This is a genomic window from Colwellia sp. BRX8-4 (assembly GCF_014077345.1).
Taxonomy (GTDB): Bacteria; Pseudomonadota; Gammaproteobacteria; order Enterobacterales; family Alteromonadaceae; genus Colwellia_A.
Genome location: NZ_JACGVS010000026.1, coordinates 1 through 25,415, shown reverse-complemented (window position 1 = coordinate 25,415; position 25,415 = coordinate 1). Strand labels below are relative to the sequence as shown.

Genomic DNA, 25,415 nt, shown 5'->3' with positions numbered 1-25,415 from the left:
GGCGGGGTAAAAAAATTAAATAATAGGCAAAAAAAAACCAGCATAAGCTGGTTTTTTAATTCAATAACAAAAATTAAAGCGCTTTAATAGCAGCGTTTAAACGACTCTTACTACGAGCAGCTTTATTTTTGTGAATAAGACCTTTGCTTGCAAAACGATCTAAGATCGGTTGTGCAGCAGCAAATTCTTTAGATGCTGTGTCTTTGTCACCAGCTTCAATTGCAGCGAGTACTTTTTTGAATAGAGTGCGCATCATTGAACGACGACTTGCATTATGTTGACGGCGTTTTTCTGATTGAACCGCGCGTTTCTTCGCCTGCTTTGAATTAGCCAAGGTGAACTCCTAAAATATGATTGTATATATAGCCTAAATTTAAGGCGAGGAAATATGCCTTTTTTTAGCTCGATTGTCAAACCTTTTACCGGTTTAATTTACTTAATAACGATGAATTTACCATTATATAATAATTATCATTATTGGTTACTAAATAATGGCGCTATTTTACCTGTTATTTACAGGATTTAAAATAGATTAAAAACTTCTTTGCATTTACTTGTTTATCACAGGTAAAAAGCTGCATAATATTAATGAAAAATTACATCTTGGAATATGATGATTTATATCGATTTATTGGAGCTATGCATTGAGTAAAAAGTTAATGAAATCAGGTCTTATAGTGAGTTTTATGACCTTGATTTCTCGTGTGCTCGGCTTGGTTCGAGATGTTGTTATTGCGAACATTATTGGTGCAGGTTTAGCGTCTGATGTTTTTTTCTTTGCCAATAAAATTCCCAATTTTCTACGTCGATTATTTGCCGAAGGTGCTTTTGCACAAGCTTTTGTCCCCGTGTTGAGTGAATATCATACCAAAGATGAGGCAGATGGGCTGAGTTTGAAAGAAGGTGAAACACGTAAATTAATCGCTCAAGTTTCAGGCACCTTAGGTGTAATTGTTACCATAGTAACGCTTATTGGCATGATAGCCTCGCCGTTATTTGTGATTTTATTTGGTTTTGGTTGGTTTGTAGATTGGCTTAACGATGGTCCCAAAGCTCAACAGTTTGAGTTAGCCTCATCACTACTAAAAATTACCTTCCCCTATTTATGGTTTGTCAGCTTTACCGCACTTGCCGGCGCGATTTTAAATACTTTTGGTCGATTTGCTGTTTCTTCTTTTACACCCGTTTTACTTAATGTTTGCATTATTGGCTGTGCAATCTACTTGTCACCCTTATTCGACAATCCTGCTTTTGCATTAGCTTGGGGCGTATTTTTAGGAGGCTTAGCTCAGTTCTTATTTCAAATACCTTTTTTGATTAAAGCCGGTGTCTTTGTTAAACCAAAATGGGCTTGGCACGCGAAAGGTGTAAAAAAAATCCGCAAACTTATTGTTCCTGCTTTGTTTGGCGTTTCTGTTACGCAAATTAATTTACTGCTTGATACCCTAATAGCCAGTATCTTAGTCACTGGCTCGATTAGTTGGCTTTATTACGCCGATCGTTTATTAGAATTTCCCTTAGGGTTATTTGGTATTGGTATAGCTACCGTTATTTTGCCCAGTTTAGCTAAATTGCATACTAAGCAAGACAAAGAAGAGTTTAGTGAGACGATTACTTGGGGCTTAAAAATTGTTTCTTTATTTGGCTGGCCCGCACTTGCAGGGTTAATGGTATTAGCTCAGCCGATTATTATGATTTTATTTATGCGTGGTGAGTTTTCTCAAGAAACTGTTTTACAAGTCTCTTATGCCTTATTTGCTTACCTTTCGGGTTTAATCAGCTTTATGTTTATTAAAATATTAGCGCCGGCTTATTACGCACGCCAAGATACCAAAACCCCCGTAAAAATAGGTATTAAAGCGATGGCAGCCAATATGATTTTCAATCTGATGTTGGCACCTTTTTTTGGTTATGTAGGTTTGGCCATCGCTACAGCTATGTCGGCAACACTCAATGCGTTAATGCTTTACCATGGTTTAAAAAGTAATAATATCTTTGCATTGTCTAAAACAACGTGGTGGTTTTTTGCGCGGCTTATCTTTTCTGCAGGGATAATGGCAGTGGTTGTTTTTACGTTATCACCCCCGTTTAAAGTTTGGTTAGCGATGGAAACCACCTTGCAAATTCAACAATTACTTATTTGCATTACTTTAGGTATGCTCAGTTATTTTATTTCTATTGCTGCACTGGGAATTCGAGTGAAAGATTTCAAAGTTAAAGTAACTGAAAAATAAATTGATGAAATTAGCTTCAGGTGCTGATTCTTAAGCCTGAGTGATATATAATTTATTGGTTTTTATTCATTAATGGCGACACTTGTCTACTAATGTCAGTCAAATTTAGGTTTTTTAATTAAATGCAGTTAATACGCGGTATCCACAATATTCAAGCTGAAGATCATGGCTGTGTGTTAACCATAGGCAATTTTGACGGTGTTCATTTAGGACATGCTCGCGTTATAAAGGCTTTAATTGCAAAAGCTAAAGCATTGAATTGTACACCAGCAGTGATGATTTTTGAGCCTCAGCCGCAAGAGTTATTTTCTCCTGAAACGGCTCCTGCAAGATTGACACGTTTAAGAGATAAATATTTTCTTTTAAAAAATTTGGGTGTAGAACGTTTGATTTGTGTTAATTTTCATCGAGAATTTGCCAATAAAAGCGCGTCAGAGTTTATCGAACTTTTATTAGTTCAACAGCTAGGTATTAAACATTTAATTATTGGTGACGATTTCCGCTTTGGAAAGAACCGTTTAGGCAATTTTAGTCTGCTAAAACAAGCCGGTGAAAAATTTGATTTTGCTGTTTCTGATACCGCAAGTTTCAAACTTGAAAATTGTCGGATCAGCAGTACCCAAATACGTAATGCTTTAGAGAATAATCAACTAGCTGACGCAGAAAGAATGCTAGGTCGGGCTTACTCTATTATCGGTCGGGTTTTTCATGGTGATAAGCGTGGCCGAAAACTAGGGTTTCCTACCGCAAATGTTTTATTAAAAAGACGAGTTTCACCTATTTCCGGTGTTTTCGTGGTAAAAGTAAATACGGTTAAAGAATGCTTTTATGGTGTGGCTAATATTGGTTCAAGGCCAACAGTGTCTGGTATTAGGCAGCAGCTAGAAGTACATATTTTTAACTTCAATGAAGACATTTATGGTCAAACCATTGAAGTGGTTATGCTAAATAAATTAAGAAATGAAATAAAGTTTTCATCACTAGATGAATTAACTAAGCAAATATCACAAGATAGTGAGCAGGCAAAAGCCTTTGTTCAAGATTTATAAATAAAATAGATACGTGAGTTAATAGTAAAATTAATATCAAGCCAATGTCGATTTTACTATTAACTTATTAGAGGCTAACCACCAGTTAGCGAATATAACAACGGATAATGATTTAAATGAGTGATTATAAACAAACCCTAAACTTGCCAGCTACTTCTTTCGCGATGAAAGGTAACATGGCAAACCGTGAACCAAACATGCTAAAAGAGTGGGCTGAAAAAGATCTGTACGGCCAAATTCGAGCGGCTAAAAAAGGTAAGAAATCATTTATTTTGCATGACGGTCCTCCGTATGCAAATGGTGATATTCACTTAGGTCATTCTGTTAATAAAATTCTTAAAGATATTATTGTTAAATCAAAAACGTTATCTGACTTTAACGCACCGTTCGTGCCTGGTTGGGATTGCCATGGTTTACCGATTGAATTAATGGTTGAGAAAAAAATTGGTAAGCCAGGTCATAAAGTTTCTGCCAGTGTTTTTCGAGAAAAATGTCGTGAATATGCAGCCAAGCAAGTTATTGGGCAGCGTGAAGACTTTAAACGCTTAGGGATTTTTGCTGATTGGGAAAAACCTTACCTCACTATGGATTTTGGTACTGAAGCCAATATCATACGTGCTTTAGGTAAAATAGCTGAGAATGGTCATTTACATCAAGGGTTCAAACCTGTGCATTGGTGTACTGATTGTGGTTCTTCTTTGGCTGAAGCTGAAGTTGAATACAAAGATAAACAATCGCCAGCGATTGACGTAAAATTCACCGTAGTTGACCAAAGTGTTGCTGATAAGTTTGATCACCCTGAAAATCATCAAGGTGAAGGTGAAGTATCGGTTGTTATTTGGACCACTACACCTTGGACACTTCCGGCTAACCGAGCAGTTTCTGTTAATGCTGACGTTGAATACACTTTAGTACAATGTGAAACCGAGCAGGGCAAAGTACGTTATATTTTAGCGTCGGACCTAGTGACAGCATGTATGGACCGTTTTGGAATTGATAAATATCATGCATTAGGGTTTTGTAAAGGTAGCGATTTAGATTTAGTGCAACTTAAACACCCATTTTATGATTTTACTGTACCAATGATCTTAGGCGAGCATGTAACGACTGACTCTGGTACGGGTTGTGTACATACAGCACCTGGTCATGGTGTTGAAGATTTCGTGGTGGGCAAAATATATAACCTTGAAGTAGCTAACCCTGTTGGCGCTAATGGTGTTTATTTAGAAGATACGCCATTGTTTGCTGGCCAACATGTTTTTAAAGCCAATGCCAATGTCGTTGAAACATTGAAAGAACATGGCACTTTAGTACATCACCATGCAATAGAGCATTCTTACCCGCATTGCTGGCGCCACAAAACACCCTTAATTTTTCGTGCTACACCACAATGGTTTATTAGCATGGATAAAAAAGGTTTACGCCAAGATTCATTAAACGAAATTGAAAAAACGCAATGGATCCCTGATTGGGGTCAACGCCGTATCGAATTGATGGTTGAAGGTCGCCCTGACTGGTGTATTTCACGTCAACGTACTTGGGGCGTGCCAATGGCATTATTTATTCATCAAGACTCGGGTGCTTTACATCCACGCAGCATTGAACTGATTGAAACGGTTGCTAAGCGTGTTGAAGAAAAAGGCATTCAAGCATGGTTTGATTTAGACGCTGCTGAGCTTATTGGTGATGACGCTAAAGAATATATTAAAGTACCAGACACCTTAGATGTATGGTTTGACTCTGGAACGACTCATTACTCCGTTGTTAATGCACGTGAAGAATTTGATGGCGTTGCAGATTTATACCTTGAAGGCTCAGATCAACATCGTGGTTGGTTTATGTCGTCAATGATTTCATCGGTAGCGATGAATGGTAAAGCGCCTTATAAGCAAGTACTAACACATGGCTTTACCGTTGATACTAACGGTCACAAAATGTCTAAGTCATTAGGCAATGTTATTACACCAAAAGAAATCACCAGTAAGTTAGGTGCAGACATTTTGCGTTTATGGGTAGCTTCAGTTAACTATACGCAAGAAATTACTGTCTCTGATGAAATCTTTAAGCGTCAAGCCGATGCGTACCGTCGTATTCGTAATACCTCGCGTTTTTTATTATCAAACCTTAATGGTTTTGATCCTAAAACTGATTCAGTCGCTTTTGACGATATGGTTGCACTTGACCGTTGGGCTGTTGATAAAGCTGCACAATTGCAAAAAGAAATTGTTAGCGCTTATGATGACTACGAATTTAATGTTGTTGTTCATAAGCTAATGAACTTCTGTACCACAGAATTAGGTGGCTTCTACTTAGATATTATTAAAGACCGTCAATATACAGCGAAAGAAGACAGTACGGCGCGTCGCTCTTGTCAAACCGCTATGTATTTAATCGCTGAAGCGATGACTCGCTGGATGGCTCCTATTTTATCTTTTACTGCACAAGAAATTTGGCAAGCGCTACCGACTCCGTCTGGTGAAACGCGTGACGAATTCGTTTTCACCGGTGTTTGGTTTAATGGTTTGCCTAAGGCAGAAACAAGTAATACTTTAAACAATGATTACTGGAATGAAATTTTACTTGTGCGCACCGAAGTAAACAAAGCACTAGAAAATGCCCGTAAAGAAAAACAAGTGGGTAAAGCGCTTGAAGCAGCGGTTATTTTATATACCAACGCAGAGCTTGCTGAAAAATTACAACAATTAGGCGAAGAACTTCGCTTTGTTTTGATCACCTCTAAAGCTACGGTTGAAGTAGTTGACAGTGCACCAACGGGCGCTTTAGCAACTGAGATTGAAGGCTTATGGTTAACGGTTGCACCAGCAACAGGCACCAAATGTGAGCGTTGTTGGCATGTAACTGAAGACATCGGGGAAGATGAAAAACATCCTGAACTTTGTGGACGTTGTATTACCAACGTAGAGGGTGAGGGCGAGAAACGCCAATTCGCCTAAATATTTGTGTATTCTTTGCTATTTCATCCAAGAATTGCAGAAAAGTACTCAGCTAGTTAACTAGGCTGTGTGCTTTAGCTTTATTCTTGAATGAACTAGCTTTGAATAAGCCAATATTTCATCGATTAGTTTTGTTGAAAAGCCTTAGTCAGACATTCACAAAACATGCTAACTATCTCATTAGTTATATAACAACAACTATTAGCACAGTAGAAATATGAAAATTAATAAACTTTTTACAGAAACGGGTTTTAAATGGTTATGGTTAACCGTTTTATTTTTGATTATTGATCAAGTAACCAAGCAACTGGTTGTTAACTCATTTGATTTATATGAGTCGATGAACATTTTACCTTTCTTTGATTTGAGATATGTACAAAACCCAGGTGCAGCCTTTAGCTTTCTTGCCGACCAAGACGGTTGGCAACGTTGGTTCTTTACCATTATTGCTGCTATTGCCAGTGTGGTTTTTTTAGTGTGGTTGGCTAAAACGCCAAAGAATAATGCACTATTAAGTATCGCTTTAGCGTTTATGCTCAGTGGCGCAGTGGGCAACTTAATTGACCGGGCATTATTTGGCTATGTTATCGACTTTTTAGACTTTTATATTGCCGATAATCATTGGCCAGCCTTTAATGTCGCAGACTCTGCTATTTTTATTGGCGCGGCATTGATGATTTTTGATTCCTTTAAAAATGGTGATTCAGCCAAGAAAACTGAAATTACTAAGACAAAAGTAGACGAGAAATAAAATGACAATGTTAATTACTGATAAATCTGAAGTTATCGCTCATATTACCATGAAATTATCTGATGGCTCAGCGGCAGACAGTACCAAAGTAAACAAAAAGCCTGCTAAAATTATTATGGGCGATGCCAGTATTTCTCCTGCCTTTGAAGCGCAATTGTTAGGCCTTGCCGCTGGAGATTCTAAAGAATTTACCCTCGAAGCAAAAGATGCTTTTGGCGAACCTAATCCAGATAATTTCCATTACGTTGATGCAGATAAATTTGGTAGTGACGTACCAGCAGAAGTGGGCAGTATCATTACTTTCACACAACCTGGCAATATAGAGTTACCTGGTATGGTCAAAGAAGTGATCGGTACATCAGTCACTATTGACTTTAATCATCCGCTAGCGGGACAAGCAGTAACATTTGTTATTGACGTTGTTGAAGTTTTATAATCGTTAACTCTTAGGACTTTTAAGTCTTTCAGGAACAAATTATGGAAATTATTTTAGCTAACCCTCGTGGTTTTTGTGCTGGCGTAGACCGAGCGATTAGTATCGTAGACCGCGCGTTAGACTTATTTGGTGCGCCCATTTATGTACGCCACGAAGTAGTACATAACAAGTTTGTTGTTGATGGCTTAAAAGACCGCGGCGCGATATTTGTTGATGAACTTTTTGAAGTTCCTGACGATAATACCGTTATTTTTAGTGCTCATGGCGTCTCTAAAGCGGTACGTCAACAAGCTAAAGACCGTGGTCTAAAAGTATTTGACGCTACTTGTCCATTAGTGACTAAAGTACATATGGAAGTGTCACGTACCAGTCGTAAAAATATTGAATGCATTCTTATTGGTCACGCTGGACACCCTGAAGTTGAGGGTACGATGGGACAATATGAAAGTGAGCATGGCGGGATTTATTTAGTTGAGTCTGTTGCTGATGTAGCAACACTTGAAGTAAAAGACCCTTCTCAATTGTATTATTGTAGCCAAACGACTTTATCCATTGATGATACGTCAGAAGTGATTGACGCATTGAGGAATAAGTTCGCTTTAATTAAAGGCCCCCGCAAGGACGATATTTGTTATGCAACACAAAATCGTCAAGACGCGGTACGCACTATTTCTGCACAAGTTGATTTACTGTTAGTTGTTGGCGCCAAAAACAGCTCTAACTCTAATCGCTTACGTGAACTCTCTGAGAAGTTGGGCACACCTTCCTACCTGATTGATACTTTTGCCGATATTCAACCACAATGGCTTGAAAATGTTAATAAAATTGGTGTCACTGCCGGAGCTTCTGCCCCCGCAATACTTATCCAACAAGTTATTGACGCACTAAAAGACTTTGGTGGTCAAGAGGTTATCGAATATCCTGGTCGTGAAGAGAACACAGTATTTGCGGTACCTATAGAATTGCGCTAATCTTAAAATATCAGGTTAAGTGGTTGAATGTAATTTTATCCGTTATATGAGTGCTTAAATTTAAAGCATTTTAATAACAATATTCATGACTTAACCTTATTATTCTGAATAGTCACTATGTACATAGGCTATTCAATAATAGATTTTTAAGGTATGAGTTAATGCGGTTCACGTTAGTGATTTTTAACACATATAAGTTCTCAATCGAATTCTTAGCGCTACGCTTAGTTTCGCTTCTCCTCGCCTTTAAAATTCTATTTGGGTCTGTTTTGTGTTTGTCACTTAAAAGTATACTCATCAATGCTGTTTCTTTTATTTATCTCCCATTCACTCTATATTTTAAAGCATTATTTTTCTGGGTAGTCAGCAATTTTTGTCAGTGTATTAAGGAGTCTCATGGGTAACAGCACACTTAGGACGAGTTATCCTAAAAGAAAACCAGCCCAAGTACAAAAGGGCATGACACTAATAGAGGTTTTAGTCGCTTTAGTTATTTTAGTGACGGGTATTTTTGGTGCGGTTGCCATGCAGGCGTCAGCTAAGAAAGGCAGTTTTGATGCGATGCAACGCTCTGTAGCCTCAGCGTTAGCTCAAGATATTATCGAACGAATGCGCAGTAATGATTCTGATATTCTTACTTTAGAGAGTTATCAAGGTGTTTATGGCGCAGCATTGAATACTCCGCCTGACGCTGACGTTAGGTGTAATTCAGTTGCTTCTTTGTGTACAAGTGCACAAATGACCACCAATGATTTGTATGAATGGGAAGTCAAACTTATGGGCGCTGATGTTACTGCTGGTGGTAAAAATACTGGTGGCTTAGTTGGTGCTGTCGGTTGTATTGATCATAATAAAAATGCAGTTACTGTTGTGATCAGCTGGCAGGGCAGAGTCGCAACGGCTGATGGTTATGACGCCGATAACAATAGTTCTGCAGCTGCAACACTGGCCAACGCCTGTGGTACAAGTACCAGTAAACGTCGACAAGTTACGGTTGAAGCTTTTATATATTAAGGCAAGCAAAGCAATCACTGTTAACGTTCATCGTGATGTTAATGCTTTGAATTATAGATAATATTGATTTTGTTTAGTAAGAGATGATAATGGTTAATGCTCAACGAGGTTTTAGTTTAATCGAAATATTTATATCGCTTGCGGTAGGTTTAATGTTGCTGCTAGGCATATTAAGTGTTTTTGTTGGTATGAAAACGACCACTGTTGAGACCACCAGTTATGGAGAGTTACAAGAAAATGGCAGGTATGCGATTAGCTTACTCAGTGATGACTTATTACGACAAAGCTTTTGGGGCGACTTATCAGGAAACCTCGATGTAAGTGGCTTGGTAAGTTCACCTTTACCATCAACAGTTTCTGGTGATTGTATTGGTGAAGGCGTTAATAATGCCAGTTTCCCTGCAGCTATTGGCCATTTTAGAACCTTGTGGGGGAAAACAGTCAACAATGTCAACTTAATGGGCTGTATTACCAATGCTAAAATTGGTTCTGATGTATTGCAATTAAAAAGAGCTGTTTCATCAACGACAGCGCTAGCCGATATTTCTAGTGATAACTACTATATCATTTCAAACCCTAATACGGCTGCGATATTTGCGGGTGGCGCTGCCATACCAACACTAAATTTGGGCCAGATCTGGGAATATCAGCAGCACATTTACTATGTGCGTGAAGACAATCAAGGCACCAATAAAGTGCCGGTTCTAGTGCAAGGTCGATTACAAAATAAAGCTTCGGTGATGAATCTTGATATGGTCGTTGAAGGCATTGAATACATCCGCTTTATGTATGGCGTAGATACGACCAACAACGGTATCGTCAATGCTTTTATTTCTGCAGATAACATGACAACAGCTTACTGGGATAATGAAAGTAATGTACGGATACTTGCCGTTAAGATTTTTGTCTTAGCGCGAAATATCTTGCCTGACAGAGATTATGAAAATCTTAACACTTATCAGCTTGGTGATCTTCCTATCAACTTTATCGATGGTGAAGGTAAAGGGGATAATTATCGACGTTTATTATTTAGCTCTACCATCACACTTTACAATGCGAGGGTCGACTCATGGCCATAAAAGTTATAAGAAACCGTTATTTAATTTGTTCTGGTAATTTAAAACTAGGTCACAAACAAAGCGGTGTTGTGCTAATCGTTTCACTAGTTTTTTTGATTGCTTTAACCGCCGTTGCTGCTGCATTGATGCAAAATACCACCATTGATATGAAAATGTCTGGAGCAAGTGAAGAAAAAGTGGTTGCTACCCAAGAAGCGGTTAGTACTATTGATGAAGTTATTTATAAAGAAGTCACGCAAATAAGTGGAACCAATGCTTTTGCTTCTGAAATCGCCAAATTTCCACTCTCACCCGTAGTGAGTAGTGCAAGTAATACCAGTGCAGAAATTACACTGGCTAATCCGTATAAGATTGCAGCCGATTGCCCCCACTCTCGAGCAGCTTCTTCCGTACAGGTATTTAAGTGTAATGTACTTAAGGTGCAGGTCACTCGACTGTATGGTCGCACCAACAAAAGCACCATAGAAGTTAATTCTGGTGTATCGCAACAACTACTTAATGTGGGGAACTGATCATGAAAAAATTATTATTATGTAGCGCATTGATATTTACATCTCTTGCTGCTTATAGTGAAGATATTGAACTGTATATTGGTGATGCAGCACAGCGTACCGGTAATAAACCACAAGTACTGATTATTTTTGATAATTCAGGCAGCATGAATAGTTTAGAGTCAGTCGATGAACCCTATGATCCTAATACAGTTTACCCCGCGGTTGGAAGCGATAACTCCTTATCAGATAAATTTATTTATTTTACTCGAGGTGGCATTGATGGCTCTTCTTCCCTTGTTCCCGATAGTCCTAGTGAAAGCCGTCGTTTTCTTGATGCTATTAATAGCTGTGCAACTGCCCGTGAACGTTTAGCATCTGTTGGCTTTTATACCGGACACATTCGTGAATATGCCTTTCAAGGAAACTCAGGTAGCTGGCAAGAAATTCCCGATAACAATGGTGCTAATATTGATGTCATTGACTGCGAAGATGATGTTAATTTAGTGCCTGCAAACCCTGAGGTTAATGCAGGTATAAAAACAAATAACGGTTCTGTTGTTGATTTACCCGATGGCTTTCCCATCGATGGTGAGGGTTCGAAACAAAGTCCTGTTTATTATACGGCAAACGCCAATAATTCAAATGTTATTTGGTCGGGTGAGGTTGTTACACTTTATACCGACAACTATTTGCGTTGGGCAAACAGTGAAACGCTTGAACAGGTTAATCGCACCCGTTTAGAAATAGCACAAGATACCGTTACTGATTTAATTGAATCGGCACCTTCTGTTGATTTTGGTTTACAAGTTTTTAATTATAACCATTCTGGCGAATTTGTTCGCGATGGCGGCAGAATTGTTTTTGGTATCCAAGAAATGACCGCAGCAGCTCGCGCTGAATTAGTAAATATTATTGATTTAGATATTGATGGTGAAACGAATACGCCATTATGTGAATCACTTTATGAGGCTTCGCGCTACTTTGCAGGTATGTCAGTAGATTTTGGTGATAATGATTCAAATTATGATGGTAATACTTATCGTGGTAATACACCGCCAAGAGATACCTCTATTGAAGATGCGGGGGTTTATCAATCCCCCTTTAATTCATGTACTAATGAAGTTTATGTGATTATGATTACAGATGGTGAGCCGACTAGGGATCTTGCCGCTAACACTTATATTCAAAGCTTACCTGATATCGGCCTACCGTTTAACGTTAATGGTACTAATAACTATTTAGCGGCACTCGCGGGTTGGATGCACACCCATGATTTACATAGCACCTTACCTGATGTGCAATCATCAACACTCTTTACGATAGGGTTTGGCCAAGATGCTATTGATGATGCGGGAGCGTTATTACGTGAAGCTGCAAAATTGGGGGGTGGTCAATATTACCCGGCTAAAGATCCCAGTGCCTTACTGGCTTCACTTCAATCGGCATTAACCAATATTTTGGAAGTGAATACTAGCTTTACAGCTCCTTCGGTTGCCTCAAATAATTTTGATAGAACCGAAACTTTAGATTCAGTTTATTATGCGATGTTCGTTCCTGATCATGGTGCAAGGTGGCAAGGAAATTTAAAAAAACTTAAAGTGACCGATGGTCAGCAAGTCGATAGAACGGGTGCTGGTGCTATTGATGATAATGGCAATATTTCAAAAAATGCCAAAACCTTTTGGAGCACAGATACCAATCCAGATGGTAACGATGTTAAAAAAGGTGGCGTAGCTGAAATGTTACGTACTAAATCTACACGCGTTATTGTCAGTGATATTGGGGTTAATGGTGCCTTAATGCTACTAACACGAACGAATGCCGAAACATCCTACGGTGACGAAGCGACGCTAGCAAGTGAATTGGATACTGAAATTGATGACATTGATGGCATGCTCAATTGGGCCAAGGGAATTGACGTTGATGATGAAGACAACGATAGTTCAACCACAGATATCCGTAGTGATGTTTTTGGTGATCCACTGCACTCTAAACCACTAGTTATTAATTATGGTGGTGCAAGTAATGATCAAGATATTCGCATAATCGTTGGCACCAATGCGGGTGTTTTACATATGTTTGACGATAACGGTGAAACGGTTGATGAAAACTGGTCTTTTATGCCTAAAGAATTTTTTTCAAAAATAAAAGCTTTACGTGAAAACTTTACTTCATCAGGTAAATCATACGGCATAGACAGCCCTGCCGTTTCATACTTGCTGGACGTCAATGGTGATGGGTCTATTGATAGTACAAGTGGTGATAAAGCATGGATATTTTTTGGTTTACGTCGTGGCGGTTCTTCATATTATGCTATGGATGTTAGTGACCCCGATACTCCTAAGTTATTGTGGCACCTAGATGCAAGCTCACCAGGATTTAGCTATTTAGGACAATCATGGTCGCAACCTAAAATAGGATTTTCAGCGCTTAATATAGAAAATGGTACACCAAAACCTGTACTCTTTTTCGCTGGCGGATATGACACAACTAAAGATAACTTAACCGTTGGTGCAGATGATACCTTAGGCCGAGCTGTTTATATGGTCGATGCAGAAACAGGTGTACTAAAATGGAGTTTAAGCCCTGATGCAACGAGTGCAACTAATACTCAATTTACTGAGATAACTGATAGCGTGCCTTCTAGCCTCGCTATCTTAGACAGTGATTCTGATGGTTTAACCGATCGTCTTTATTTTGGCGATACCGGTGGAAATTTTTGGCGTGTTGATATGCCAGGCAATGCTCCCTTTAGTGGAACATCGCCGTGGACTGCTTTTAAATTAGCTGAGTTGGGTGGAACAACTCATGCGACAGATCGCCGTTTTTTTAGCGAACCTTCAATTGCTAGAACGTATATTTCAGACACGATAGAAACTACATCAGTTGATGCTAATGGTACTAGTTCAACCGTGGTAACAAAACAGGAAAGACCCTACGAAGCGATACTTATTGGGAGTGGCGACCGATCAACACCTGCGGCCAATGATACTGACGATAAATTTTTCATGATTAAAGATGCCAATATTGTAACCACATCATTTGTTGCTTCACCTACGCACCCACAATTGGCAATACCCGCTGTTATCTTAGCAACAGATCTTTACGACTACACTAACAACCCGTTTGGCCAGGCATTGACTGCCGAAAATTTGCAGACACTCGAAATAAACGTTGGCAATAAAAAAGGTTGGTTTATGGATTTCGTTGGCGATGGTGAGAAAAATACGGCCTCAGCCATCGTTATTAATGGCGTTGCTTACTTCACTTCATTTACCCCTGCCGCGGTCTCTGCAGATCCTGACAGTTGTGAATTAAGTGATGGTTCGGGTATTTTATATGCGGTGGACTTAGCGCTTGGCACGACTGTCTATGACTGGAGAACATGGGAAATAGCGGCCGGTATTCCTGATACTCCTTCAATTATTATTACTAAAGACCCAAAAGCGCCTCAAGAACCTTGCGAAGGCGATTGTCCGCCTGTTGAAGAGGAAGCAGAAGTGATTGCCACGATAAAACTATTAGCAGGGAAAATTATTCCGTTAGGCGTTAGCCTAGAAACGTCAAGAATTTACCTTTATGTAACGGAGTCAAATTAATGATAGTGAGTAAAAATAAAGGGCGAGTTAAAGGTTTTACTTTGCTTGAGCTAATGATATCGGTTGCTGTAGTGGGCATTCTAGCTTCGATTGCTTATCCGTCATATATTGATAATATTTCAAGGGCAAATCGTAGCGAGGGCCAACGTGAATTGTTGCGCTTAGCAAGTTTGCAAGAGCAGTATTTTATTGATCATCGAGCATACACCACAGATATGAAAAAATTAGGTGCGTCTGCAGACCCTTATATTACAGACTCGGGCTTTTATAGCATTGATGCTGTGGTAGTTGGGGTAACATATACCCTTAAAGCTACGGCGAGAGGTACGCAAGCGACTAATGATTCTTCTTGTTTAACCTTATCGGTAACCGATAGTGGTCAGAAAACAGCAACATCAACCAATTGCTGGGAGTAATATGATGAAATTGTTATTTAAGCATTGCTTAGCGCTCAACTTACTTTTTGTAAGCCTACTTGTTATAAGTATTGATAGCGTGGCAAAGACGACAGACAAATCGACAAAAATTAAGATTAAATGTCATGTTGAACTAATGGGCGGTAACGACATTATTCATTTTGGCATTATTGGTTCTAATAAACTGGCAAAATATCCTGATTGGTTAGTCGGTAAAAAAATAGCGACTGGCTTTTCAAAGCAAAAGCAGCAAGTTCATCAAGTAAAAGAGTGTGTTAAATCAAATGATGATTTTTCCAATGATCTTTCAAAAAAATTAGATGAAAACACTGCTCGTTAAAGAGGAGACTTAACTGCAAGTAATTTCATTGCCTGAGCGGTCTTCATCAATGCCGTCGCTATCTGTGTCTGAGGTAACGTATGAACGTCCAGAGGTAGTTACTGTAATACCTCTTGACTTGGCCGGGTAGTCTTTTGGACAATATTTAAATGGGCTAGCACTAACGCCACCTGTGATGTTGCCTGTAGGTCTGTATATAATGCTATCTTGGCCGTACTGAAGTTTGTCATTAGTTTTTATTTTAGCCTTTACTGCAACTATTCTTTCGTCAGAGGCGGGTTCATAAGTTTTATCGCCATCTATATCAATAAAAACACTGACTTCGTTTTGCCAATTAGTATCACAACTATTACTTGCATTAAGTGGGCACAAGGTAACCGATTGTTCTGCATTTATGGCGGTATTTCTTGCTGTTAATAGTAGTCTTTGTAAATGAGAAATTTCATTGTCGACGCGTGTTTCAACTAAAAAACTATTGAAGTTTGGTAGCGCTATCGCCATTAACGTTGCCCCAATAGCGATAGTTATCATCAATTCAACGAGTGTAAAGCCCTGTCGCTTGTTGTTTGATTGCAAATAATCATACTTCATAATATAAGCCTTAATTTCTTGTTATACCCATGAGAGCACCTAGTTAGTCTTATGGGGATTACATCATATTCAAAACTGTGTGAGAATATTTCAAGATAATTAAGTTATATCACTTAAGTCACTCTTTCGCTAGGTTGCTGTTATCGATATCAGAGCTTGTTATTATTAAAATGATAACAAGCTCTATGCTTTTTAAAAGCGCTTGTTGTCATAGATTAGTGACAGCGAATGATTCGACCGCTACGATTTTCATCGGCTCCATCCATATTTTGGTCGCTCGATAAATAAAACCGCCCAGCGCCTGAAATGATAATTCCTCTTGATTTATTACTGTGTGATTTTGGACAATAGCGGAAAGTACCATTACCTCCCCACACTGCGAGCCGTCCACTGGGTGCGTAAATTAATGCTGTTCTGCCTTGAGCATACTGTAATTTATCGCCTGACTTTATGGCTGATTTTATTTTTATAATCACTTCAGCACTTGAGGCATCAAGCGCTTTGTTCTTATTATCATCATAGAATACAGTCAGCGTTTTATGCCATTCGTTTGAGCACTGACCAGAAGGGGTAAGTGGACAAACAGTAACAAAACGTTCCTGATTAACCGCATGATTTCTTGTTAATAATAATAGGCGATGTAAGGCTGTGATCTCTTTATCAACACGTATTCTTATCCTTAAATCTGCAAACGTAGGAACAGCTATAGCGGTAAGGAAAATTAATATAGCTAGCGTGATTAAGGTTTCAATGAGAGTGAAACCCATTATTTTAAACGATAAGTATGACATAACATTAAGCCGTCCGTTGGCTAGAGTAGATGTATTACTAGGTATAGCTGTTAACGTTAAATTTACAAGTTTAGCGCTTACAAGTTAAATTTAATCGTAAATTGTTGGAATAGGTAATCGCTTATGTTGGGTTTTTTGATAAATATTAATGATAAGTGCTTGCACCTCTGCTGCTACTGGTTTGCCTTCCAAGAAATCATCTAACTGCTCATAACTGATACCTAATGCATCTTCGTCAGTTTTTCCTGGATCCAATTCTTCAAGATCCGCGGTTGGAGCTTTATTAATTAATAAGTCTGGCGCACCTAAATTTTCTGCTAATAACCGTACTTGGCGTTTAGATAAACCAAATAAAGGCGCTAAATCACAGGCACCATCGCCCCATTTAGTGAAAAATCCAGTAATGTTTTCTGCTGAATGATCTGTCCCTAAAACCAGTGCGCCAACAATACCGGCAATATGATATTGCGTTACCATTCGGCTTCTAGCTTTGGCATTACCTTTTGAAAAATCGATTTTTTCATCGTCTGCCGATAAGATATTTGCTTGGTTAAGCGCGTTAAGCGTTTCAATGTGAATGCCATTAACGGCATTCAATATATTGGTTACTAAACTATGTGTCGGTTGAATAAAGTCCAAAGCGAGCTGGGCATCGTCTTCATCTGCTTGCACGCCATAAGGTAAACGAACCGCAATAAATTGATAGGATGATGTCGAATTATTATTAGCGATTCTTTCTTCAGCATTGAGCTCATCAATAGCAAGTTGTGCAAGACGTCCACAGGTAGAAGAGTCGACACCGCCACTGATGCCTAGCACTAAATTTTTGAGTCCGGCAGCCTTAAGTGTTTTTTTGATAAATTCAATACGGCGTTTTATCTCAAACACAGCATCTATTTGAGGTAAAACTCTCATTTCATTTATGATCAATTGCGGATCCATTCAACTTCCTTTGATAGTTATTTGATAAGTTAAATTATCCTAGTGTAACGTATACCTGTGATACTTCAATATATAGGTAACCGGTATTGGCTAGTTTAATCCGTATCTGAAATTTAAATGACTTACAACAAATATAGCGCTTGGGTTTATTTGATATAATTGTGTACAATTCAAAGTATATTTCGCGGTTAATGGATAACAACAATGAAAAAAATAGAAGCAATTATCAAACCATTTAAAATGGATGATGTGCGTGAAGCATTAAGTGAAATTGGCATCACAGGTATGACTGTTTCAGAAGTAAAAGGTTTTGGCCGACAAAAAGGGCACACTGAGCTCTATCGTGGTGCAGAATATATGGTTGATTTCTTACCGAAAGTAAAATTAGAAATTGTTGTCACCACAGAACAAGTTGAGCGTTGTGTTAATGCTATTATAGAAACAGCGCAAACCGGTAAAATTGGTGATGGAAAAATATTTATCACTGATGTTGAGCGGGTGATCAGAATCCGTACGGGTGAAGAAGATGAAGCCGCTATTTAATTTTATCAGTTAATCCCATCATAAAAAAAGCCCATTGAGTATTATATCTCAATGGGCTTTTTATTAATTTAAACCTTATTATTGATAAGGCAAATTTTATAGCTTTTATTTCAATGCTAATAAACAGTTAAAACTTAACGAGTTAAAAACTTATTATTTGGATAATTTGCTGCTAAGACTTGCTTCGCATTAATTTTTAAATCCATTAAATCTAACTTGTCGTAACACTCAATCATAATCTCTAAGGCTTGTTCCACTTCCTGGCTAGGCGAGAAGTATTCAACAATGTACTTACCACGATTTGCTGCTGAGGCCCAAGCATCACGTTTCATATAAAAACGAGCTACTGTTAATTCATACTTAGCTAAACGTGATTTTATACCAATCATACGTTTGCGTGCATCAGCGGCATATTTGCTTTGCGGTAGCTCAGTCAAAATCGTTTTAAAGTCTTTGAATGCTTCGCGAGCAGCTGTTGGATCTCTGTCTGAACGATCAATGCCTGCTAATTCTTGAAAAAGGTTCTCTTCAGTTGAAATATTGATTAACGCTCGCATGTAATAAACATAATCAAGATTGACATGATCAGGATTTAAACGCAGGAAACGATCCGCCAAAGCAATACCTTGAGCTGAATTACCACTCTTATAATAAGCGTAAATTAAGTCTAATTGCACTTGATGAGAGATAGGACCAAATGGAAAGCGTGAGTCAATTGCTGATAAAATCTGGATAGCTCGTTGATATAAGCCACTATCAAGCGCAGTTCTAGCATCGGTGAACAATGCTTGTGCTGACTTGTCTGGTACTTTTTCAATGTCGGTTTTGTTTGATGATGAACACGCCGCTAGCCCTAATGAAAGCACTAGTATTATCATTTTTATTGTCAAATTTTGCATAGACTTTGTTATCACTACTTTGTTTTAGTTAAAGGTATTAGTTAAATAAATATACGTCCTTTGCAAATTACTTAATGTAATTAATAGAGCAAAGAGGTAAAATAAACACTGGCATTCTAACCTAGCATACTTGCCTTGCACAGCGCTAATTCATAGTAAATTTATAGAGAGTTAAATAGAAATTTTAATGGCTGAAATAATTCAACATACAGATACGGTTCCTGAAACTTGTTTAGGTAAACGATTCGACCAAACATTAGCTGAGATGTTCCCTGAATATTCTCGTTCTCGCATAAAAGAATGGATCTTAGCAGGTCACGTTACTTTAAACGGCGCTATTTTGATAATACCACGCGAGAAAATGTTTGGCGGGGAAGTGATCAAAATATCAACTGAAGTTGAAGGCGACGTGCGATTTGAACCACAAAATATTCCTTTAAATATTGTTTATGAAGATGACGATATTATAGTTATTAATAAACCTGCTGGTTTTGTAGTTCACCCAGGTGCAGGTAATCCTGATGGCACGGTACTTAATGCTTTATTGTATCATTGCCCACAGCTTGATGTTGTCCCTCGTGCCGGTATCGTCCATAGACTAGATAAAGACACAACGGGTTTGATGGTTATTGCTAAAACAATTGCAGCGCAAACAAACTTAGTCGATGCTATACAAGAGCGTGAAATAACGCGTGAGTATGAAGCGATTGCTAATGGTCTAATGACAGCTGGTGGTATGGTTGATGAACCTATAGGTCGTCATTCAACCAAAAGAACACACATGGCTGTTAGTCCTTTTGGACGTCCATCGGTAACGCATTATCGTGTAATGGAAAAATTCCGTTTACACACACGTTTAAGATTACGTCTTGAAACGGGTCGTACACATCAAATTCGTGTTCATATGGCGCATATAACCCATCCATTGATTGGAGATCCTAACTACGGTGGTCGTCCTCGTCCTCCTAAAAATGCGACAGAAGATTTGCGGGATTTATTGCGTAGTTTTAAGCGCCAAGCATTACATGCGGCAATGTTGTCATTATTTCACCCTATAACAGGTGAAGAAATGACTTGGCATGCACCTATTCCAGAGGATATGGTTAATTTAACAAATGTTTTGCGTGAAGATTCGAAAATCAACGCAACAGACGACTATTTATAACAGTCTCTACAATATAGAATGGCCAGTACTAAATGTACTGGCTTTTACTTCGACAAGACTCCATCCTCAAAAAAAATCGTTATCCTCTAATCATAGCTATTCTTCAGTATACGGCCAATTTAACTTGGGCGAACATGTTGGTGATGACTTGGTTAATGTCAATAAAAATAGAGCTTCGTTACTCGCATACTTACCGCTTAATACAAAAATTCAATGGCTTGAACAAGTTCATGGTAATAAAGTTGTGACCATAGAATCTTATTCAAAAACGCCTTTAGTAGCTGATGCGATAATCACTCGGCAAAAGAATATTGCTTTAGCCGTGATGACCGCTGATTGTTTACCGATATTATTAACTGCAATAGACGGCAGTGAAATTGCTGCGATCCATGGTGGTTGGAAACCCTTAGCTAAAAATATTATTACCAATACCGTCAATAATATGAAAACAGACAATGAAAATATCATTGCTTGGTTGGGGCCTTGTATTGGTGAATATGCTTTTGAAGTAGGGCAAGAAGTAAAGTGTGCCTTTGAAAGTCAGTCAGAAAAATTTGTATCGGCTTTCACTGCTATAAATGAACCATTAGCGCTGGAAAAACATAAAGGTAAATACCTAGCCAATTTAGCAATGATAGCAAGAATCCAACTAAATACGCTCGGTATTAATAAGGTTCATCATTTAAACCATTGTACCTATTCTAATGAACAGCAGTATTACTCTTATCGACGAGATACCATTACCGGACGAATGGTTTCCATCATTTGTCGAAAATAAGTTTAAAAAACAAACTAAATCTTATTTCAAATCAAAAGCTTTTCATTTTGTTCCTTGAAAAATTTCAATTATATCCTTATCTATAAGGTATAAAAGAATATTTTTCTTTGTTAGGCAGGAGAGCCTCATGCGTTTAGACAGATTAACCCAAGCATTTCAAGTCGCTATTTCAGACGCACAGTCAATAGCATTAGGTCGGGATCATCAATTTATAGAACCCGTGCATATCATGTTAGCGCTATTAAATCAGAACGCGAGTAGCATTATACCCTTATTGAAAAGTGCAGGAATTAATGTTCTTTCACTGCGATCACAAGTCGAGACGGTTATAGAACAACTTGCGCAAGTTTCTGGATCGGGTGGCGACGTACAACTTTCTTCTGCTATGGGGAACTTACTTAACCTCTGCGATAAGTTCGCACAAAAAATGGGTGATAAGTATATATCTTCTGATGTTTTTATCCTTGCCGCTATTGAAGACAAAGGAAAACTAGGCCAAATATTAAAGTCGCTTGGGGCAAGTGAACAACGTGTTCAAGATGCAATATTACATGTGCGTGGCGGTCAAAAAGTTGATGAGCCTAATGCTGAAGATGTTCGACAAGCACTTGATAAATATACGGTGAACCTAACAGAGCTTGCCGAGCAGGGCAAACTAGATCCCGTTATTGGCCGAGATGATGAAATACGTCGCACGATACAAGTTTTACAACGTCGTACGAAAAATAATCCGGTATTAATTGGTCAGCCAGGTGTTGGTAAAACAGCCATCGCCGAAGGGTTAGCACAACGTATCATTAATCATGAAGTTCCTGAAGGGTTAAAAGGTAAGCGGGTATTGTCATTGGATATGGGTGCTTTGGTTGCTGGCGCTAAATATCGTGGTGAATTTGAAGAACGTTTAAAGGCGGTATTGAGTGAGCTAGCCAAAGAAGAAGGGCAAGTCATTTTATTTATTGATGAACTTCATACTATGGTCGGTGCAGGTAAATCTGATGGCGCGATGGATGCTGGAAATATGTTAAAACCAGCACTTGCCCGTGGTGATTTACATTGTGTCGGCGCGACAACATTGGACGAATATCGTCAATATATTGAAAAGGATGCAGCCTTAGAGCGTCGTTTTCAAAAAATATTAATCGAAGAGCCTAGTGTTGAAGATACGATTGCCATATTGCGCGGTTTAAAAGAGCGTTACGAACTTCATCACAGTGTTGATATTACCGATCCAGCCATAGTCGCCGCTGCTACTTTGTCACATCGTTATATCAGTGATAGACAATTACCTGATAAAGCGATTGATCTTATAGATGAAGCGGCTTCTAGTATTCGTATGCAAATAGATTCTAAGCCTGAAGACTTAGACCGATTAGAGCGGCGTATCATTCAACTGAAATTAGAACAACGGGCATTAGAGAAAGATTCAGATGAGGCTTCTAAAAAACGTTTAGGACTGATCTCATTGGATCTTAGCGTTTGTCAGACTAATTTTGATGAGTTAGACGAGATTTGGAAAACTGAAAAGGCTGCTTTACATGGTACACAGGCTATTAAAACAGATTTAGAACAAGCTCGGCTTGACTTAGAGGCTGCCCGACGATTGGGCGATCTTAACCAAATGTCAGAATTACAATATGGCAAAATACCGGAATTAGAAAAACAACTCGACTTAGCAAGCCAAGCAGAAATGCAAGAAATGACGTTATTAAAAAATAAAGTCACTGAAGTTGAAATTGCTGATGTATTAAGTCGAGCAACGGGTATTCCTGTTTCTAAGATGCTTGAAGAAGAATGCGATAAGTTACTGCAAATGGAGGATAACTTGCATCAGCGAGTTATAGGACAAAACGAAGCGGTTATCAGTGTTTCGAATGCTATCCGACGTTCAAGAGCTGGGCTTGCCGATCCAAGCCAGCCGATAGGATCGTTTTTATTTTTAGGTCCTACTGGTGTGGGTAAAACCGAACTTACGAAAGCATTAGCCCATTATCTTTTTGACAGTGAAGATGCACTTATTCGTGTCGATATGTCTGAATTTATGGAGAAACATTCAGTTTCTCGGTTAGTGGGGGCTCCTCCCGGATATGTAGGGTATGAAGAAGGGGGCTATTTAACTGAAGCTGTTCGACGCAAACCTTATTCTGTTATTCTTCTTGATGAAATTGAAAAAGCGCACAGTGATGTTTTTAATATATTATTACAAGTGCTCGATGATGGACGTTTAACGGATGGTCAAGGGCGAACTGTTGATTTTAAAAACACTGTTATCATTATGACTTCTAATATTGGCTCTGATCACATTCAAAAATTTGCTGATGACGGTCAGTATGAAGAAATGAAATCTAAGGTAATGTCAGAAGTGAGTTTACATTTTAAGCCTGAGTTTATTAATCGCATTGATGAAACAGTTGTTTTTCATCCATTAATATCACAACAGATAGAAAAAATAGCAGCAATACAAATTGACGGTCTAAGAGATCGTTTAGCAGACCAAGATATTAAGCTATCAATTAGCCAAGAAGCACTTGCGCTGATTTCTTTGGCTGGATTTGATCCCCTATTTGGAGCAAGACCATTGAAAAGGGTAATTAGACAAAAAATTGAAAACCCATTAGCTCAGAAAATATTGTCGGGAGCCTTTAAAAACAAGGCAGAGATAAGTATTGAAGTCAGTGACGGTGAATTAGTTTTTACGCACTAACAAATTTGTATTATGGCATTTCACTTAAAGACGCACAGTAAACTTCTGTGCGTTTTTGGTTTATCGCTAATTGCTGTTGTTTCTCTGTTTTTGTTAATATCTGTTTACTGCCTTTTTCATCCGTATATTGTACCTTATCAAAAGCCATTAACATGGCAATATTTTCTTGTGCCTCTAGACATTTTTCAGGTCTGTTTATAGTCGCCGTGAGGTTATCTTGATTTTGTTGAGAGATCACATCGTCATCTGAAACTAGCGGGTTGGTAATAATGTCTGCGCGACTAGTTACACTTGACTGATTAGACACTAAAAATTGGGTGTACTCATCACCAACAGGTTGATGTTGACTAAAATGAACAACATTGTTTTCATCTACCCAGCGATAAACCATTAGTTCACTCGCCGAACAAAAGCCAAAATAAAATATCAGCCCAAATAACAGAATACGAAAACTCATTGGTCACCTATTAACTATATAAAGAAAAATCCTAATACTTTATATAACAATACAATTGGGACTTTACAAATTATAACGAGGAATTATTATGCTATTACTCTCTAATATACCCATGATAGTTTTTTATGTTAGATTTGATTAACTATACCTATATATTTTTAAACAAGCGTTGTAACAATAATGAATGATAAAAAAACAAATACCAGTACTCCTTCGAAAGGTATTTACCTATTACCTAACCTATTAACAACCGCAGGACTTTTTTCTGGTTTTTTTGCCATAGTTTCCTCAATGAATGGTCATTTTATTAGTGCAGCTGTAGCAATATTCATTGCCATGATATTTGATGGTTTAGATGGGCGCGTTGCTCGGATGACAAATACACAAAGTGAATTTGGTGCCGAATATGACAGTATGGCTGATATGGTCTCTTTTGGTATAGCCCCCGGACTTGTCGCTTATAACTGGGCGTTATCGAGTTACGGAAAATTTGGTTGGTTAGCCGCTTTTGTCTTTGTTGCCTGTGCAGCACTTCGTTTAGCACGTTTTAATACGCAGGTGGGTATTGCTGATGCACGCTTTTTTCAAGGTTTAGCAAGCCCCGCGGCCGCGGCAGTTATTGCCAGTTTGGTCTGGGTTGGTGCAGAATATCAAATAAATGGCCAAGACTATGGCATTGTTGTTGGCATTATTACTATGCTTGCAGGATTATTGATGGTCAGTAACTTTCGTTACAACAGTTTTAAAGAAGTCGATTGGAAGGGGAAAGTTAATTTTTTTGTGGTTTTGCTCATTGTACTCGCCTTCGTCATTATCGCTTCTAGCCCAGAGAATGTTTTACTTATCGTCTTTGGCTTCTATGCTTGCTCGGGGCCGTTTACGACTATCCGCTCTGTTAATAAGTTAAAATTAGAAGATGTCGTCGGTGATGACAAAGATGAAGACTTTAATACGGTTGATAACTCGAAAGATAAATAACAGCAGTAATTAACTGTCTGTAGCACCAGCTTTGTGAGCAAAAGGCATTAGTTGTTTGATTAAACCACAATAAAAATACAGTTTGTACGTTAATCGAGCGAATAAGCATTTATTTCAAAGTTATTACAAAAAAGGGTTGACGCCCAGCGAGAAATGTCTAGAATGCGCTCCAGTTCCAAGGGGTTCAGTCAAAACGAACCACGAAAGAGCTGTTTTGATAAGTTATCTACATC

At 38.5% G+C, this 25,415-nt stretch carries 23 protein-coding genes; 17 read left to right on the top strand and 6 right to left on the bottom strand.

Annotated features, from left to right (window positions below):
- Positions 1-73 precede the first annotated feature (73 nt).
- Entirely contained in the window at positions 74-334 is a 261-nt protein-coding gene (gene rpsT, locus H4J56_RS17040; RefSeq protein WP_070374488.1) for a 30S ribosomal protein S20, read from the bottom strand.
- Between the two features lie 310 nt (positions 335-644).
- Here rpsT and murJ point away from each other — a divergent pair, with 310 nt between their 5' ends.
- The 12 genes from murJ (at position 645) to H4J56_RS16980 (ending at position 15,337) form a co-directional block, all read left to right on the top strand.
- Complete coding sequence (gene murJ, locus H4J56_RS17035) at positions 645-2,234, top strand: murein biosynthesis integral membrane protein MurJ (protein ID WP_182259635.1); 1,590 nt, start codon at positions 645-647, stop codon at positions 2,232-2,234.
- Between the two features lie 122 nt (positions 2,235-2,356).
- Positions 2,357-3,283, top strand: coding sequence for a bifunctional riboflavin kinase/FAD synthetase (gene ribF / locus H4J56_RS17030; protein WP_182231050.1), 927 nt, complete (start codon positions 2,357-2,359; stop codon positions 3,281-3,283).
- A gap of 116 nt (positions 3,284-3,399) precedes the next feature.
- Positions 3,400-6,237, top strand: a complete 2,838-nt coding sequence (gene ileS / locus H4J56_RS17025; RefSeq protein WP_070374485.1) for an isoleucine--tRNA ligase — start codon at positions 3,400-3,402, stop codon at positions 6,235-6,237.
- Between the two features lie 217 nt (positions 6,238-6,454).
- Entirely contained in the window at positions 6,455-6,988 is a 534-nt protein-coding gene (gene lspA / locus H4J56_RS17020; RefSeq protein ID WP_182216965.1) for a signal peptidase II, read from the top strand.
- A 1-nt stretch (position 6,989) separates the two neighbouring features.
- Positions 6,990-7,424, top strand: a complete 435-nt coding sequence (gene fkpB, locus H4J56_RS17015; protein ID WP_070374483.1) for an FKBP-type peptidyl-prolyl cis-trans isomerase — start codon at positions 6,990-6,992, stop codon at positions 7,422-7,424.
- Positions 7,425-7,465: 41 nt separating this feature from the next.
- The gene (gene ispH / locus H4J56_RS17010) at positions 7,466-8,395 is read left to right on the top strand and encodes a 4-hydroxy-3-methylbut-2-enyl diphosphate reductase (protein WP_182259634.1); all 930 of its coding nucleotides are present in this window, start codon (positions 7,466-7,468) and stop codon (positions 8,393-8,395) included.
- Between the two features lie 396 nt (positions 8,396-8,791).
- The gene (pilV, locus tag H4J56_RS17005) at positions 8,792-9,409 is read left to right on the top strand and encodes a type IV pilus modification protein PilV (protein WP_182216967.1); all 618 of its coding nucleotides are present in this window, start codon (positions 8,792-8,794) and stop codon (positions 9,407-9,409) included.
- Positions 9,410-9,498: 89 nt separating this feature from the next.
- Positions 9,499-10,488 carry a PilW family protein gene (locus H4J56_RS17000; RefSeq protein WP_182241585.1) on the top strand — a complete coding sequence of 330 codons (990 nt, stop codon included), beginning with the start codon at positions 9,499-9,501 and terminating at the stop codon, positions 10,486-10,488.
- On the top strand, positions 10,479-11,000 hold the full coding sequence (locus tag H4J56_RS16995) for a PilX N-terminal domain-containing pilus assembly protein (RefSeq protein ID WP_182222735.1): 522 nt from the start codon (positions 10,479-10,481) through the stop codon (positions 10,998-11,000). The genes H4J56_RS17000 and H4J56_RS16995 overlap by 10 nt, the downstream gene beginning before the upstream one ends.
- Positions 11,001-11,002: 2 nt before the next feature.
- Positions 11,003-14,581: a pilus assembly protein gene (locus H4J56_RS16990; RefSeq protein WP_182259633.1), complete on the top strand. Its 3,579-nt coding sequence runs from the start codon at positions 11,003-11,005 to the stop codon at positions 14,579-14,581.
- The gene (locus H4J56_RS16985) at positions 14,581-14,997 is read left to right on the top strand and encodes a type IV pilin protein (protein ID WP_182222737.1); all 417 of its coding nucleotides are present in this window, start codon (positions 14,581-14,583) and stop codon (positions 14,995-14,997) included. Before H4J56_RS16990 ends, H4J56_RS16985 begins: the two co-directional genes overlap by 1 nt.
- Position 14,998: 1 nt before the next feature.
- Entirely contained in the window at positions 14,999-15,337 is a 339-nt protein-coding gene (locus H4J56_RS16980; protein ID WP_182222738.1) for a TapY2 family type IVa secretion system protein, read from the top strand.
- A 9-nt stretch (positions 15,338-15,346) separates the two neighbouring features.
- Here H4J56_RS16980 and H4J56_RS16975 read toward each other — a convergent pair whose 3' ends face one another.
- The 3 genes from H4J56_RS16975 to nadE all read right to left on the bottom strand — a co-directional run bounded on the left by H4J56_RS16975 (position 15,347) and on the right by nadE (position 17,661).
- On the bottom strand, positions 15,347-15,928 hold the full coding sequence (locus H4J56_RS16975; protein ID WP_182216990.1) for a GspH/FimT family pseudopilin: 582 nt from the start codon (positions 15,926-15,928) through the stop codon (positions 15,347-15,349).
- Positions 15,929-16,143: 215 nt separating this feature from the next.
- Positions 16,144-16,719, bottom strand: coding sequence for a GspH/FimT family pseudopilin (locus H4J56_RS16970; RefSeq protein WP_182222739.1), 576 nt, complete (start codon positions 16,717-16,719; stop codon positions 16,144-16,146).
- 90 nt (positions 16,720-16,809) lie between these two features.
- Positions 16,810-17,661 (bottom strand): ammonia-dependent NAD(+) synthetase, encoded by an 852-nt coding sequence (nadE, locus tag H4J56_RS16965; RefSeq protein WP_182222740.1) that lies wholly within the window; start codon positions 17,659-17,661, stop codon positions 16,810-16,812.
- Between the two features lie 204 nt (positions 17,662-17,865).
- Between nadE and glnB the strand changes: the two genes are divergently transcribed.
- Positions 17,866-18,204: a nitrogen regulatory protein P-II gene (gene glnB / locus H4J56_RS16960; RefSeq protein ID WP_070374471.1), complete on the top strand. Its 339-nt coding sequence runs from the start codon at positions 17,866-17,868 to the stop codon at positions 18,202-18,204.
- Positions 18,205-18,338: 134 nt separating this feature from the next.
- On the opposite strand, the gene H4J56_RS16955 is transcribed toward glnB, so the two are convergent.
- The gene (locus H4J56_RS16955; RefSeq protein WP_070374470.1) at positions 18,339-19,103 is read right to left on the bottom strand and encodes an outer membrane protein assembly factor BamD; all 765 of its coding nucleotides are present in this window, start codon (positions 19,101-19,103) and stop codon (positions 18,339-18,341) included.
- A gap of 187 nt (positions 19,104-19,290) precedes the next feature.
- On the opposite strand from H4J56_RS16955, the gene rluD reads away from it, so the two are divergent.
- From rluD to clpB, 3 genes are all read left to right on the top strand, one after another.
- Complete coding sequence (gene rluD, locus H4J56_RS16950) at positions 19,291-20,268, top strand: 23S rRNA pseudouridine(1911/1915/1917) synthase RluD (RefSeq protein WP_182216975.1); 978 nt, start codon at positions 19,291-19,293, stop codon at positions 20,266-20,268.
- Entirely contained in the window at positions 20,228-21,046 is an 819-nt protein-coding gene (gene pgeF, locus H4J56_RS16945; RefSeq protein ID WP_182251601.1) for a peptidoglycan editing factor PgeF, read from the top strand. Before rluD ends, pgeF begins: the two co-directional genes overlap by 41 nt.
- A 127-nt stretch (positions 21,047-21,173) precedes the next feature.
- Positions 21,174-23,747, top strand: a complete 2,574-nt coding sequence (gene clpB, locus H4J56_RS16940) for an ATP-dependent chaperone ClpB (RefSeq protein ID WP_182216978.1) — start codon at positions 21,174-21,176, stop codon at positions 23,745-23,747.
- Between the two features lie 10 nt (positions 23,748-23,757).
- Here the strand turns inward: clpB and H4J56_RS16935 are convergent, their stop codons facing one another.
- Positions 23,758-24,204, bottom strand: a complete 447-nt coding sequence (locus H4J56_RS16935) for a DUF4124 domain-containing protein (RefSeq protein WP_182216980.1) — start codon at positions 24,202-24,204, stop codon at positions 23,758-23,760.
- A gap of 180 nt (positions 24,205-24,384) precedes the next feature.
- On the opposite strand from H4J56_RS16935, the gene pssA reads away from it, so the two are divergent.
- Positions 24,385-25,182, top strand: a complete 798-nt coding sequence (pssA, locus tag H4J56_RS16930) for a CDP-diacylglycerol--serine O-phosphatidyltransferase (RefSeq protein ID WP_182216982.1) — start codon at positions 24,385-24,387, stop codon at positions 25,180-25,182.
- Positions 25,183-25,415: the final 233 nt, after the last annotated feature.

Coding starts and splice junctions, on each gene's coding strand:
- ribF (WP_182231050.1), top strand. CDS start 2,357: ATGCAGTTAATACGCGGTATCCACAATATTCAAGCTGAAGATCATGGC.
- ileS (WP_070374485.1), top strand. CDS start 3,400: ATGAGTGATTATAAACAAACCCTAAACTTGCCAGCTACTTCTTTCGCG.
- lspA (WP_182216965.1), top strand. CDS start 6,455: ATGAAAATTAATAAACTTTTTACAGAAACGGGTTTTAAATGGTTATGG.
- fkpB (WP_070374483.1), top strand. CDS start 6,990: ATGACAATGTTAATTACTGATAAATCTGAAGTTATCGCTCATATTACC.
- ispH (WP_182259634.1), top strand. CDS start 7,466: ATGGAAATTATTTTAGCTAACCCTCGTGGTTTTTGTGCTGGCGTAGAC.
- pilV (WP_182216967.1), top strand. CDS start 8,792: ATGGGTAACAGCACACTTAGGACGAGTTATCCTAAAAGAAAACCAGCC.
- H4J56_RS17000 (WP_182241585.1), top strand. CDS start 9,499: ATGGTTAATGCTCAACGAGGTTTTAGTTTAATCGAAATATTTATATCG.
- H4J56_RS16995 (WP_182222735.1), top strand. CDS start 10,479: ATGGCCATAAAAGTTATAAGAAACCGTTATTTAATTTGTTCTGGTAAT.
- H4J56_RS16990 (WP_182259633.1), top strand. CDS start 11,003: ATGAAAAAATTATTATTATGTAGCGCATTGATATTTACATCTCTTGCT.
- H4J56_RS16985 (WP_182222737.1), top strand. CDS start 14,581: ATGATAGTGAGTAAAAATAAAGGGCGAGTTAAAGGTTTTACTTTGCTT.
- H4J56_RS16980 (WP_182222738.1), top strand. CDS start 14,999: ATGATGAAATTGTTATTTAAGCATTGCTTAGCGCTCAACTTACTTTTT.
- H4J56_RS16975 (WP_182216990.1), bottom strand. CDS start 15,928: ATGAAGTATGATTATTTGCAATCAAACAACAAGCGACAGGGCTTTACA.
- H4J56_RS16970 (WP_182222739.1), bottom strand. CDS start 16,719: ATGTCATACTTATCGTTTAAAATAATGGGTTTCACTCTCATTGAAACC.
- nadE (WP_182222740.1), bottom strand. CDS start 17,661: ATGGATCCGCAATTGATCATAAATGAAATGAGAGTTTTACCTCAAATA.
- glnB (WP_070374471.1), top strand. CDS start 17,866: ATGAAAAAAATAGAAGCAATTATCAAACCATTTAAAATGGATGATGTG.
- H4J56_RS16955 (WP_070374470.1), bottom strand. CDS start 19,103: ATGCAAAATTTGACAATAAAAATGATAATACTAGTGCTTTCATTAGGG.
- rluD (WP_182216975.1), top strand. CDS start 19,291: ATGGCTGAAATAATTCAACATACAGATACGGTTCCTGAAACTTGTTTA.
- clpB (WP_182216978.1), top strand. CDS start 21,174: ATGCGTTTAGACAGATTAACCCAAGCATTTCAAGTCGCTATTTCAGAC.
- H4J56_RS16935 (WP_182216980.1), bottom strand. CDS start 24,204: ATGAGTTTTCGTATTCTGTTATTTGGGCTGATATTTTATTTTGGCTTT.
- pssA (WP_182216982.1), top strand. CDS start 24,385: ATGAATGATAAAAAAACAAATACCAGTACTCCTTCGAAAGGTATTTAC.